Genomic DNA, 12,852 nt, shown 5'->3' with positions numbered 1-12,852 from the left:
CGCTGTTGATGCTTCTGCACATGCGCACTTTCGTAGCGCTCATCCTCGTCTTTGCGTTCTTTGCTTTTGCTGCCCCGAATTTCCTCTCGACCGGCAATATGCTCATCATTTCCAAACATGTGGCGCTGAATGCGGTGCTGGCCATCGGCATGACCTTCGTCATCATCGCAGGCGGCATCGATCTCTCCGTCGGCTCTATCGTAGGCCTTTGCGCCATGGTTGCGGGCTATCTGGTGCTCTACGGCATAGACCTCGGCTTTCTCGGCCTGGCCTACAGCATCCAGTTCAACACGATTGAAATTTGCCTCATCGTCCTCGTCGTTGGTGTCTTCATCGGGTGGATAAACGGGCTTTTGATCACAAAACTCAATGTTGCTCCGTTCATAGCGACCCTTGGCACGCTCTATGTCGCGCGAGGTGCGGCGTTGCTCTTTTCCGATGGGCGGACCTTTCCAAACCTTTCGGGCAATCCCGATTACGGATCAGACACGTTTCGCGTCATCGGCTCCGGCACTCTTTTGGGTCTTCCAGTATCCGTCTGGATCATGGTGGTGGTTGCGCTTTTGGCCGCCTATCTCGCCAGCCGCACGCCGCTTGGTCGCCATATCTATGCCGTGGGTGGAAACGAACGCGGTGCTGCCCTCTCCGGCGTCAGCGTCGATCGCATAAAGCTGTTCGTTTATATGTTCTCCGGTGTTTGCGCAGCTCTGGTTGGCCTCATCATCTCGTCTCAACTTCAGGCCAGTCACCCGGCAACCGGTGAAACCTTCGAGTTGAATGCAATCGCAGCAGCCGTCCTGGGCGGCACATCGATGTCGGGCGGTCGCGGTCGCATAGCAGGCACCATCGTCGGAGCCTTCGTCATTGGCATCTTGGCCGATGGCCTGATCATGATGGGTGTTTCGTCCTTCTGGCAGACGGTTATCAAGGGACTTGTGATTATCGCGGCTGTTGTCGTTGACCAGATGCAACAGAAGCTTCAGGCCCGTGTGGTTCTACAGCAGAATGTCAATTGAGGATTGGAAGCTGAAGACCATTGCTGTAACGGTCTAGCAGAAAGAGGCGTTACTTCGAGCGCTTTTCGATTCTAAGTTTAGGTGGACCATAGATGGAAGCGAAAGATGATCACGATGCTTCGGAATCGATGATCGGCCTGCTGTCGGAACCGAGGCGTCGCCGCATTCTGGAATGGCTGCAGGAGGAAGGTTCGGCCCGCGTCAGGGAGCTGGCGGGCGCATTCCGTGTTTCCGAAGCAACGATCCGCCAAGATCTCGAGCGGCTTGAAACCGAAGGCTTCATCACCCGCGAACACGGCGGCGCATATCTCAACACGGCGGCACCGCAGACCGGCACCATGACGCTCCACCATCAGGACAATATGGACAAGAAGCGACGCATCGGCGCTCTTGCCGCCAGTCTTGTCAAGGATGGCGAGACACTGATCCTAGACGCCGGGACAACCACAACCGAGATCGCAACCAGATTGACGAGCCGACGTGACCTCACCTTGATCACCAACGCGCTCAACATCGCCATCATTCTAGGCTCGGTCCCCAGCTTTGCCGTTCACATGCCCGGTGGCCAGTTCAAATCGCCGACCCTCTCCCTCTCCGGCGACAAATCCGTCGAGTATTTCAGAAACATCTTTGCCGGTAAGCTGTTTCTGGCCACAGCGGGTGTCGCGCTGGATACCGGCTTGACCTATCCAAGTTTTGCAGACCTTCAGCTGAAAGAGGCCATGATAAAGGCCGCAGCTCACGTCTATCTCGTCGCCGATTCCACGAAGATCAATCGTTCATCCTTTACCCGGCTGGGGTCCCTGGACGTCATCCACTCCTTCATTACCGACGATGGAATTTCGGACCGCGACGCCCGCGAGTTCGAAAAGCGCGGCATCGAAGTCTTGATCGCCAAGTAAACCACAAAGCGTCACGGAACCTAGCGGGTTCTGATTCACCTGAAAATGCTTTGGCTGTTTGATGCAATTCGTGTCACATCTACCGGCTATTTTTTGATGCGGTCCAACTGACAAGGTCCTGTTCCGCGCGCTCCAATGCGCTGTAATTCAGCAGCTTTCGCAAAAACGCCACGGTTACCGCGCGTGTCCGGAGATTGTATTGGCCGTCGGGTTCGCTCTCGCCCACCGTCTGGTAGACGTTGAGTTTCTCATAAAGGCTTTGGAGGCGGTTCTGGACGCTTCTGAGGGACAGGTTGCGGCGACGGGCAATGGTCTTGTCCGTCAGACCCAGAGCGACGTCGACAAGGATTTCATATTCAGAGTCGCTGAAGCCCCTGACACGGCCAAGGCTCTTTTCCTGCATTCCCCGGACTTCGCGGTCAATGACGCATTGGGCTTCGATAAAAATGCTGCGTAGCGCAAGCCGAAGGCGGTCGTCGGAAGCGGATTTGAGCACATAGCCATAGGCCGCGCCATCAGGCACAATCCGCGACACGCCGCGGACATAGGCCTCATCCGAGTAGTTCGACCAAAATAGAATGCGGGTATCTGGACGCTCTTTCCAGATGGTGCGCGCGGCCTCGATGCCGTTGCGCTCGCTCATCTGCAAATCCATGACGATATGGGCAGACCGGTTTTCCCGCGCCAACTTTTCGCCCGTCTTGCCGTTCTCGGCTTCGATAACGTGATTGCATTCCGGAAGTGCTGCGCGCACGGCTTCATTCAGGTAGGAGCGATGGAGAACGTCGTCTTCCACGATCAGAACTTCCATCTTACGTCTCCCCGAATATCTGCGCGTTGTCAGGCAAGGTAATGCTGACGAAAGTTCCCGGACCCTGTCGGTTGTGCCCCATCTCGAAACGGGCGGAAATCAGTCGGGCGCGGGTCTTCATGTTGCCGATGCCATGGCCGTGAACGGCGGCATGCTTGCCGCAGCCGCTTCCGTCATCTCGGACGACGATGCGCAACCGACCATCGATGGGTTGGATATGCACGGTGATGGTCTGCGGTTGGCCATGGCGGATGGCATTATTGACCGCCTCCTGCACGATACGAAACACGGAGGTCGCCACCGTCTGTTCCAGCGCTTCGATCCGGCCATCCGTTTCATCGACCACAGTCCATTCGATTGCCAGCCCGCTGTCACGCACCGAGCGCTCCAGATCGTTCTCGATGGCCTGAACGACACCGAAAAGCTGGAGGATCGACGGTTTGGCTTCCTCGATGATCTGCCGCAAATCCTGCATGGAATGCTGAAGGCTGCGGACCAAGGGTTCCAGCATTTCTCCAGAAAGATCGGAGATATGCGTCATCCGCTCCATGCGCCGCGCAAGCCGGGTCAAGTCGGCAAGGGTTTGATCGTGCAAATCCATGCCGATGCGCTGGCGTTCCGCCTCCAAGGCCTGCGTCAGTTTGAGCGCGCCAAGGCGTAATCCTTCCTCGCGTGCATGGGCCTCAGCCTCCACGATGGCGGATCGTTTGGCCTGATCGGCGGCGCGGATCGCGAAGAAATAGGGTGCCAGCAGATCAGCCACCGCGCGCGCATTGGCCACATCTTCCATCGTGTAGGCATCGGCTTCCAATGACGAGCAGCTCAGCGCGCCGATGATATCCCCATGGACCTTCATAGGAACATGCAGGCGGCTGTGAAGACCGAGTTCGATGATCGGGCTGGAAAAGGAGCCTTCGAAATGAAAGCGCGGATCGCAGCAGGCGTCACCACTCAGGAGGAAGTCCACCTCGCCCGACAGAAGCGAGCGTATGGGGCTGCCGGTGAGAAGTGCGGGCGGCTGCTGGCTCCAGGCGCTGTCCATGCCGCTCTCATAGGCGATGTGATATTTGCCATCGATGAGCTTGATGCAGACATCCAGATGATCATGCGGAATGATGTGGGTGATCTCGGTGGCGACGGCCTGAATAATGGCATTGAATTCCAGCTGCCCGGCCAGCAGTCGGGAAATGCCCATATAGTGGTGAAACAGCGATGATCTTGGTGTGTCGAGCATTGGCGGACGCCCTCCCAAGCGTCTGCAACGGCGGACACTCATTCGCGTCACACCGTGGACAATATCTTGCGCCGCAGTCGCGCTCCTGTCCTGCGTAAATCCGCATAAATTCTGCGGGAACCCGCATGCTGATTCCCGTGAACAGCCTGTACAACAAAGGCTTTCCCGTTCATGCTTCATTAGTACTGAGGAAAGGAGCCTCAGTGCAACGGAAATCTTTGATGATGTCGAGGAGGCGTCGCGAAGGTTTCTTTGCCCGGAGACGGGTGGGCCACTAGGGAGGAAAAATCAATGGCTATCAGGAAGATGCTTCTGGCATCGGTCGCTGTCGCATGTGCGACGCTGCCTATGACTGCACATGCCGATACATCCGGCAAAAAAATCGCGCTTTCGAACAATTACGCAGGCAATTCATGGCGTCAGGCCATGCTGACCAGCTGGGACAAGATTACCAAGGACGCCGTCAAGGCTGGCACCGTCGCCGCTGCCGACCCGTTCACGACAGCGGAAAACCAGGCAACCGAACAGGCGGCCCAGATTCAGAACCTCATTCTGCAGGGCTATGATGCCATCGTCATCAATGCCGCTTCGCCGACCGCGCTGAACGGCGCCATCAAGGAAGCCTGCGACGCCGGTATCACCGTCGTGTCATTCGATGGCACGGTGACCGAACCCTGCGCATGGCGCATTGCCGTGGACTTCAAGGCCATGGGCGAAAGCCAGATCGACTACCTCGCCAAGAAGATGCCGAAGGGCGGCAATCTGCTGGAAATTCGTGGTCTTGCCGGTGTGTCCGTCGATGACGAAATTCACGCAGGTATTGCCGCTGGCGTTGCCAAGAACACCCAGTTCAAGATCGTCGGTTCCGTGAACGGCGACTGGGCGCAGGATGTGGCCCAGCGTGCTGTCGCCGGTATTCTGCCAAGCCTGCCGGAAGTGGCTGCTGTCGTCACCCAGGGTGGTGATGGTTACGGTGCCGCACAGGCATTTGCTGCTGCCAAGCGCCCGACACCGACCATCGTGATGGGCAACCGTGAAGACGAGTTGCAGTGGTGGAAGCAGCAGAAGGATGCCAGCGGCTATGAAACCATGTCGGTTTCCATCGCCCCCGGCGTCTCCACACTCGCCTTCTGGGTCGCGCAGCAGATCCTCGACGGCAAGGACGTGAAGAAGGATCTGACTGTTCCATTCCTGCGTATCGATCAGGCCAATCTTGAGGAAAACCTCAAGAACACCCAGAAGGGCGGCGTCGCGAACGTCGAATACAGCCTGGAAGATGCACAGAAGGTCATTGCTTCCGCCAAGTAAGCGCAGACCCTCCCAGCACCAAGACATCGCAGTGCCGCCCAGCGGCGCTGCGATGGATGTAAAGCCGTGGCTTGAAGCCGCAAAACTGGCGTAACTGCTCATGAACGAAGTGATATCCACACAGGAAGTCGTCGCAGCGCGGGGCGTGAAGGTGGTGTTCGGTGCCGTAAAAGCGCTGGATGGCGCCGATCTCGTCATTCGCTCTGGCGAGTGCCTCGGCCTCGTCGGCCACAATGGCGCGGGAAAATCCACCATCGTCAACGTCATCAATGGCGGGCTGACGCCGCATGAGGGGTCTGTGTCCTATGGCGGCAAGCCGAGCAGCTATGGCATTGCCGCAGCGCGGGCAAGCGGCGTGCGATGCGTATTTCAGGAACTGTCGCTCTGCCCAAACCTAACGATCAACGAAAATGTCCGCATCATGCACACCGACATGAAGGGCAGCAATTGGCGCAACCGCGCGCTTTCTCTCATCAGCAACAAGCTGGACGAGATATTCCCCGGCCATGGCATCGATTGTGATCTGACCATTTCGGAACTCTCCATCGCCGAACGGCAGATGGTGGAAATTGCCATCAATTTTGCTGGCGTCAACGAAGAGCCGAAGCTGGTCATTCTGGATGAGCCGACATCCTCGCTCGATGCGGGGCTTGCCGAACAGCTGATGGATTATGTGCGCCGCTTCGTGCGCACCGGCGGCGCGGTGCTGCTGATTTCCCATATTCTCGGCGAAATTCTCTCCACCGCGACCCGCGTCGTGGTGATGAAGGACGGCAAGGTGGTGGCGGACCGTGCTGCTGGCGAGTTCACGAACAAAACTCTCGTGGAAGCCATGGGTAGCGTGGTGAAGGAGCAAGGCTGGAAGCGTTCACTGGAACGCAAGACTGGTCCGACCGTCCTCTCCATGCCGCCGAGAAAAGGACAGGGATTATCCTTCGAGGCCTATCGTGGCGAGATCATCGGGCTTGCTGGTCTAGGTGGTCACGGTCAGACGGAAGCCTTGCTGGACCTCTATCTTTCCCGCAACAGCAGCTGGTTTCCGACCCGCCATCAGGACATCGCCTTCGTTGCCGGGGACCGAAGCCTGAACGGCACGTTTCCGCTGTGGAGCATTCTGAAAAATCTCAGCATCGCATCCCTGCGTGACTTTTCACCGGCGGGTCTGGTCAATCGTGCGAAGGAAGACGAACTCGGTGCCAGCTGGAAAAAACGCATCGAAATCCGCACGCCTGATGTGGACAACAAAATCCTCTCTCTGTCAGGCGGCAACCAGCAGAAGGTGCTGTTTGCCCGCGCCTTGGCCACCACAGCCAGCACCGTGCTGATGGACGACCCGATGCGTGGCGTCGATATCGGCACCAAGCAGGAAGTCTACGAAATCCTGCGCAGCGAAGCTGCCAATGGCCGCACCTTCATCTGGTACTCGACAGAGATGGACGAAATCCGCCTCTGCGACCGCGTCTATGTGTTTCGCGAAGGCAGCATTCAGGCTGAACTCACAGGCGATGATATCAACGAACAGGCAGTGCTTGCTGCATCTTTTTCGGGAGACGCGCACGCATGAAACTTTCCGCCAACGCCCTGCGCCTCATCATTCCGGCTGCATCTCTCGCCGTGCTGTTGATAGCCGTGTTCTACATGCAGCCACGCGCCATGAGCTATACGGGCCTCAACCTGCTGTTCAATCTGGCCGTTCCCATAGCGCTTGCCACCATCGCGCAGATGCTGATCATGTCGGTCAACGATCTCGATCTGTCGATGGGAACATTCGTCAGCTTCTGCGCCTGCGTGACGGCGACGTTTCTGCAGAGTTCGCCGCTGGTCGGCATCCTGATCTTCGCAGCCGCCATTGCCGTCTATGCCGCCATGGGCGCGATCATCCATATCCGTGCGCTGCCCTCCATTGTCGTGACACTGGGTATGAGCTTTGTCTGGGGCGGGCTGGCGGTTCTGTTGCTGCCATCGCCGGGCGGTCAGGCGCCTGCGTGGATACGCACGATCATGACGGCAAAACCGCCCTTCATTCCCATGGCCATCGTCGCCAGCATCGTGATTGCCGCTATTGCCCATTACATCGTCATGCGCTCATCCTTTGGCGTGCTGATGCGCGGTGTGGGTGGCAATTTCCGGTCTGTCGAACGCTCCGGCTGGTCGGTCATCGGCATCCGCGCCGCGACCTTTGCCCTGGCTGGTTTCTTCGCGGTGCTGGCAGGCGTTGCGCTGGTCGGCCTCACCACCTCGGCGGATGCCAATATCGCACTGCGTTACACGCTGCTGTCCATTGCCGGTGTCATTCTGGGCGGCGGTGAATTCGTCGGCGGTCGCGTCTCGCCCATCGGTGCCGTCATCGGTGCACTGACATTGACACTGGCGGGCTCGTTTCTATCCTTCATGCGCATTTCGCCAGATTGGCAGATCGGTGCGCAGGGCGCCATCCTCATCGTCGTGCTTGGCCTTCGCCTGCTGCTGAACCGTCTCGAAAAGCGGGAGAAAAACCAATGAGTGCCTTACAGAGATTTTCGAAGAAGCCTTGGATCTGGTCTTTCGCCGCAACCATTGCCGTGTGGATTATCACCGTGCTGTTTACCGGCGGTTCCAGTTCCTTCGGCCTGTCGCATGCGGCACTGACATTCGCCGCTTTCTCCGTCATCGTCGGCATCGGGCAGATGTTCGTCATCACGCTCGGGCCGGGCAATATCGATCTCTGCGTACCGGCCACCATGACGCTGTCAGGCACCGTTGCGCTGAAGTTCATGGATGTGTCGGATCATCTCATCCTGCCCGGTCTGCTGGTTGCCATCGGCATCGGTGTTGCGGTCGGCATCGGCAATTATGCGCTCATCAAACTTCTGCGCATTCCGCCCATCATCGCCACCCTGTCGATGAGCTTCATCGTGCAATCCACGGCCATCTGGACCAATCGCGGCCTGCGCATCAAGCCGCCACAGATGCTGGCCGATTTCGCCATCTCCAGCACATTCGGCATTCCCAACGTCGCCCTTGTGGCGCTCTTTCTCTCCGCAATCGCTTGGGTTTTGTTAGACCGAAGCTTTTACGGACGCTGGATATCCGCCATCGGCCAGAGCACCTTTGCCGCCAGAATGACCGGCATACCGGTGGATGGCACGCGCTTCATCACCTACGTGCTTTGCGCAGTGCTTGCAGCCATCGCCGGGTACCTGCTGGCCAGCTTCTCAGGTGGTGCCGCGCTTAACATGGGTGCCGAATATCTGCTGATGTCGATTGCCGTTGTGGTCATCGGCGGCACGGCTGTTGCGGGTGGCGATTCCAATGTTCCGGGCATATGGGGCGCATCGCTTTTCATGTTCCTCGTCGTGTCCATGCTCAACACTTACGGCTTTGGTGCAGGCATCCGCCTCATCCTCACCGGCCTTATCATCATCTCCGTCATTCTTCTTGCGAGCGGCCCTAAAAAGCTGCGCTGAACGCGACCCCAATTTTCGGATCAAGCCCATGCCGACAGACCAGTCTTCCCTCTACGAAATTCGCGACGAGCGTTTCCGCCAGTTGATTGTCGGCAATGCAGAGCTTGAAGAACTCTATTCCGGCTGCCGCTGGGCCGAAGGCCCGGTCTGGTTCTCCGACCTCAATTGCCTGTTGTGGAGCGACATACCCAACCAGCGCATTTTGCGCTGGGTACCGGAAGACGGCGTCTCCGTGTTTCGCCAACCCTCCAATTTCGCCAACGGCCACACGCGTGACCGGCAGGGCAGACTGGTGTCTTGCGAACATGGAACACGGCGTGTTACCCGTACCGAGGTGGACGGCTCCATCACAGTGCTTGCCGATAGCTATCATGGCAAACGCCTGAACTCGCCCAACGATGTCATCGTCCGTTCCGATGGCAGCGTATGGTTTACCGATCCGACCTACGGCATCCTCTCCGATTACGAGGGATACAAATCGGAGCCGGAGCAGGCGACGCGCAATGTCTACCGGCTCGATCCATCGACAGGCGAAATCGACATCGTGGTGGATGACTTCGGACAGCCCAACGGTCTTGCCTTCTCGCCAGACGAAACCAAGCTTTACGTCGCCGATAGCTCATCCAGTCACGACATCACCCGCCCCCGCCATATTCGCGTTTTCGATGTGGTTGACGACAAGCGTCTGACTGGCGGGCAGGAATTCTGCGCGCTGGACAACGGCTTGCCTGACGGTTTCCGTCTGGATGCCGCTGGCAATCTCTGGACCAGCGCCGGAGACGGCGTTCACTGTTTCTCGCCCGATGGCACATTGCTGGGCAAGATCAAGATACCGCAGACCGTGGCGAACCTTACCTTCGGTGGGCCGCGCAAGAACAGGTTGTTTATCACGGCATCGAAGTCGCTCTATTCGATCTATGTGGCGGCGTCAGGCGCGCAATATCCTTGAACTGATCTCCTCAGTCGCAAGGGGCGATGGATAACATCATTGAACACCTCAGCCGCTTTGCCCTTCGATCAACTCCATAGGCCAAAGCTTGCGTTTGACGGCATCGGGATAGTGCGCTTGGTACTCCGGCATGACGGATAACAGGCTCTCGGCAAGGCTGATGCCAAGATCACGAAGGGACAGGCTGAAGCAGGTGAGGCTTGGCTGCAGGAACTGCGCCTGGGAGCTCTGCCGCCCGATGATGGCGATATCCTTGCCGGGCATCAAGCCGACTTCCTCCAGTCCACGATAGAGCCCCGTGACAAGCGTTTCATTGACGAGCACCACAGCCGTCGGGCGGGTTTCGCAGGCCATGATCTGGCGAGCGACGCCATATCCGCCCGTTTCGCTCGGCGTTGCGCGGAAGATGTGGTTGTCTGCCAAAGATAGACCGTGCCGACCGAGCACATCACGAGCCTGCTGAACAAACACATGGCCAAGATTGAGATCGCCATGTGGCCAGATAAGACCGATATGCCGGTGACCACTCTTTACCAGTCTTTCGATGGCGACTTCCGCCATGCCCTCGAAATCAAGATCGATCCAGGGCTGACCGACATCCGTCTGGCTTCGTCCAAGGGTTATGAAGGGAATGTTGTGGCGGGCGAGCAGTTCGAAACGGGCATCGTGGAGACGGGTGGCGGAGAGAATGATGGCATCGGCAAAACCCCGCGCCACGACACGCTGGAGGTAGGCATCCGGGTCTTCGTCAGATGAGCAGAGCAGTGCCACCAGATCGAGCTTATGCCGGGCAAAGACGGTCTGCACGCCGTCGAAGACACTCATGAAGAATGTGTCTCCCTGGCCGGTAATCTCCGGCCCGGTCTGCATCATGAAACCAATGACACCGGTCGATCCCTTGCGCAGGGAACGTCCAGACTGGTTGGCAACATAGCCCAGCCTGTCGGCTGCTTCGAGAACACGGCGACGCGTTTCTTCATTGACATCCGCTTTTCCATTCAAGGCACGGGAGACCGTACCGATAGAAATATCAAGATGTTCTGCCAGCTGGCGAATGCCCTTCATGAAGTGCCTTTCCACGGCTCTCAAAGCGATTTCGCAAACAGTATTGACAAAAATAGCCGCCTGTCCATAGTATCGTAAACGTTTACGGAAAACCGGAAGAGGAGTTTCGGTTGCCGTAGGAGGAGGATTTCAGTGACATACAATGCCGTTTTGTGTGGATGCGGAGCTATGGCCAAAGGCTGGTTCCGCGCGTTACAAGCCACACCGCAGATGCAAGAGGCTGTCAGGATCGTTGGTCTGGTCGATCTGGACCGGGCGACAGCCGAGGCGCTTGCTGCCGAGTTCAATATTCAGAACGCCGTGATCGGCACCGATCTGGAATCCGTCCTGACGGAAACCAAGCCAGACATTCTCTTTGACGTGGTCATCCCTGTCGCCCGCCATTCGGTGGTCAAAATCGGCCTCTCCCATGGCTGCCATGTGTTGAGCGAAAAGCCGATGGCGACATCCATGACGGAAGCCGAAGATTTGCGCCGCGCTGCCAAAGATGCGGGGCGTATTCACGCAGTCGTTCAAAACCGGCGTTTTATCTCCGGCGTTCGTCGCATGCGTGGTCTGGTCGAAAGCGGCGTCATTGGTCAGGTGACCGGCATTCACTGCGATTTCTTTTTGGGCCCACATTTCGGCGGATTTCGTGAGCAGATGGACAACGTTCTGCTTCTCGACATGGCCATTCACACTTTCGATGCTGCGCGGTTCGTATCAGGCAAGTCCCCGCTCTCGGTCTATTGTGTCGAAACCAACCCCGTCGGCTCCTGGTATGCGCACGGTGCTGCGGCCAATGCCATCTTCCGTTTTGCGGATGATGTCGTCTTCACCTATCGCGGCTCCTGGTGCGCTGAGGGTGAACGGACCAGTTGGGAAAGCGCGTGGCGCATCGTCGGCTCTAAGGGCATGCTGACCTGGGATGGCGAAGAGACGTTCAAGGCGGCTGTTGCCGGGACAGAGCCTGGGCTGCTGCACGGCTTTACGCCCGTCGATGTCCCGCCCCCTGATAGCGAAGATGAAACCCACGGCCACGCCAGCGTGATTGCCGATTTCATCGATGCCGTCAGCACCGGTCGCGAACCGGAAACCGTCAGCCACGACAACATCAAAAGCCTGGCCATGGTGCTTGGCGCGATTAAAAGCGCCAAGTCAGGCCAGCCCGTCGACATTGCAGCATAAGGACCGGAATAGTGAGCAATCTACAGGGACAATCCATTCGCATCGGAACCATGGTCAGCGCCACCAAAGGTCAGGCCGCCGAGCGCATCGCGCAGATCGCCGATATGGGATTTGAGAGTTTCGAGCCGTTTTTCTGGCAGACGACCAACGGGCAGGATATCGCCGAACTCGGCAAACGATGCCGTGAAGCCATCGGAGATCGCGACATCACGATCTCCACCATCGGTATGTTCGGCAATCCGCTGGAGGAAACTGATATGGACCTTCAGACCTTGCAGGGCTGGAAGGATTGCATCGATAATGCCCACCACTTCGGCGCTACCTGCGTTGCCGGCTTTACCGGTCGAATCCGCAACAAACCGCTGACCGACAGCCTGCCACGCTACAAGCAGGTGTGGAGCGAGCTTGCCAAACGCGCAGCCGACAAAGGCGTGAAGATCGCATTCGAGAATTGCGCAATGGACGGCAACTGGGCAACCGGCGACTGGAACATCGCGCACAATCCCGATGCGTGGGAACTCATCTTCAACGAGACGCCTGACGACAATATCGGTCTCGAATGGGAGCCCTGCCACCAGATGGTCTACCTCATCGATCCCCTGCCGCAAATTCGCAAATGGGCTTCGAAAATCTTCCACGTTCACGGCAAGGATGCGACCATTCGCTGGGACGTCATTCGTGAACACGGCATTTTCGGCAAACATCCCTTCGTGTTCATGCGCACGCCCGGCTTTGGTGACAGCAACTGGACAGACATCATTTCCGAACTGCGGCTGGCTGGCTGGTCCGGCTCCATCGATATCGAAGGCTGGCATGATCCGGTTTACCGAGACGCGCTGGAAATGACGGGGCAGGTTCACGGGCTCAACCATCTGAAGCAGGCGCGCGGCGGCAGCTTCGTTGTCGATCCGGTCTAACGCTTGCAATGCAAAGGGATGCCGCGCGGAGGAGTGC

Annotated in this window: 12 protein-coding genes; 9 read left to right on the top strand and 3 right to left on the bottom strand. The window is 57.9% G+C overall.

Going from position 1 to position 12,852, the window contains the following annotated elements; all coding sequences use genetic code 11:
* The first annotated feature begins 8 nt into the window (after positions 1 to 8).
* Together ASF29_RS03220 and ASF29_RS03215 are read left to right on the top strand one after the other, a co-directional pair.
* Positions 9 to 1,016: an ABC transporter permease gene (locus ASF29_RS03220; protein WP_244473478.1), complete on the top strand. Its 1,008-nt coding sequence runs from the start codon at positions 9 to 11 to the stop codon at positions 1,014 to 1,016.
* A 92-nt stretch (positions 1,017 to 1,108) separates the two neighbouring features.
* A complete protein-coding gene (locus ASF29_RS03215) occupies positions 1,109 to 1,918 on the top strand; it encodes a DeoR/GlpR family DNA-binding transcription regulator (RefSeq protein WP_082453350.1) in 810 nt (269 codons plus the stop codon).
* 79 nt (positions 1,919 to 1,997) lie between these two features.
* Here the strand turns inward: ASF29_RS03215 and ASF29_RS03210 are convergent, their stop codons facing one another.
* Together ASF29_RS03210 and ASF29_RS03205 are read right to left on the bottom strand one after the other, a co-directional pair.
* On the bottom strand, positions 1,998 to 2,729 hold the full coding sequence (locus ASF29_RS03210) for a response regulator transcription factor (protein ID WP_062448407.1): 732 nt from the start codon (positions 2,727 to 2,729) through the stop codon (positions 1,998 to 2,000).
* A gap of 1 nt (position 2,730) precedes the next feature.
* The gene (locus tag ASF29_RS03205) at positions 2,731 to 3,963 is read right to left on the bottom strand and encodes a GAF domain-containing sensor histidine kinase (RefSeq protein ID WP_062448405.1); all 1,233 of its coding nucleotides are present in this window, start codon (positions 3,961 to 3,963) and stop codon (positions 2,731 to 2,733) included.
* A 291-nt stretch (positions 3,964 to 4,254) separates the two neighbouring features.
* Here ASF29_RS03205 and ASF29_RS03200 point away from each other — a divergent pair, with 291 nt between their 5' ends.
* From ASF29_RS03200 to ASF29_RS03180, 5 genes are all read left to right on the top strand, one after another.
* A complete protein-coding gene (locus ASF29_RS03200; protein WP_062448403.1) occupies positions 4,255 to 5,271 on the top strand; it encodes an ABC transporter substrate-binding protein in 1,017 nt (338 codons plus the stop codon).
* Between the two features lie 100 nt (positions 5,272 to 5,371).
* A complete protein-coding gene (locus ASF29_RS03195; protein WP_062448401.1) occupies positions 5,372 to 6,835 on the top strand; it encodes a sugar ABC transporter ATP-binding protein in 1,464 nt (487 codons plus the stop codon).
* Positions 6,832 to 7,773 carry an ABC transporter permease gene (locus ASF29_RS03190; protein WP_062448399.1) on the top strand — a complete coding sequence of 314 codons (942 nt, stop codon included), beginning with the start codon at positions 6,832 to 6,834 and terminating at the stop codon, positions 7,771 to 7,773. Before ASF29_RS03195 ends, ASF29_RS03190 begins: the two co-directional genes overlap by 4 nt.
* Positions 7,770 to 8,717, top strand: a complete 948-nt coding sequence (locus tag ASF29_RS03185; protein WP_062448397.1) for an ABC transporter permease — start codon at positions 7,770 to 7,772, stop codon at positions 8,715 to 8,717. The genes ASF29_RS03190 and ASF29_RS03185 overlap by 4 nt, the downstream gene beginning before the upstream one ends.
* A 28-nt stretch (positions 8,718 to 8,745) precedes the next feature.
* Positions 8,746 to 9,666 carry an SMP-30/gluconolactonase/LRE family protein gene (locus tag ASF29_RS03180; RefSeq protein WP_062448395.1) on the top strand — a complete coding sequence of 307 codons (921 nt, stop codon included), beginning with the start codon at positions 8,746 to 8,748 and terminating at the stop codon, positions 9,664 to 9,666.
* Between the two features lie 48 nt (positions 9,667 to 9,714).
* On the opposite strand, the gene ASF29_RS03175 is transcribed toward ASF29_RS03180, so the two are convergent.
* Positions 9,715 to 10,731: a LacI family DNA-binding transcriptional regulator gene (locus tag ASF29_RS03175; protein ID WP_062448394.1), complete on the bottom strand. Its 1,017-nt coding sequence runs from the start codon at positions 10,729 to 10,731 to the stop codon at positions 9,715 to 9,717.
* A 132-nt stretch (positions 10,732 to 10,863) separates the two neighbouring features.
* Here ASF29_RS03175 and ASF29_RS03170 point away from each other — a divergent pair, with 132 nt between their 5' ends.
* Both ASF29_RS03170 and ASF29_RS03165 read left to right on the top strand, forming a co-directional pair.
* Positions 10,864 to 11,898, top strand: coding sequence for a Gfo/Idh/MocA family oxidoreductase (locus ASF29_RS03170; protein WP_062448392.1), 1,035 nt, complete (start codon positions 10,864 to 10,866; stop codon positions 11,896 to 11,898).
* Positions 11,899 to 11,909: 11 nt separating this feature from the next.
* Positions 11,910 to 12,815 carry a sugar phosphate isomerase/epimerase gene (locus ASF29_RS03165; protein WP_062448390.1) on the top strand — a complete coding sequence of 302 codons (906 nt, stop codon included), beginning with the start codon at positions 11,910 to 11,912 and terminating at the stop codon, positions 12,813 to 12,815.
* Positions 12,816 to 12,852: the final 37 nt, after the last annotated feature.

The organism is Rhizobium sp. Leaf262, assembly GCF_001422245.1.
Classification (GTDB): domain Bacteria; phylum Pseudomonadota; class Alphaproteobacteria; order Rhizobiales; family Rhizobiaceae; genus Agrobacterium.
The sequence above is the reverse complement of the archived record's forward strand: the minus strand, read 5'-3'. Positions and strand labels throughout refer to the sequence as shown.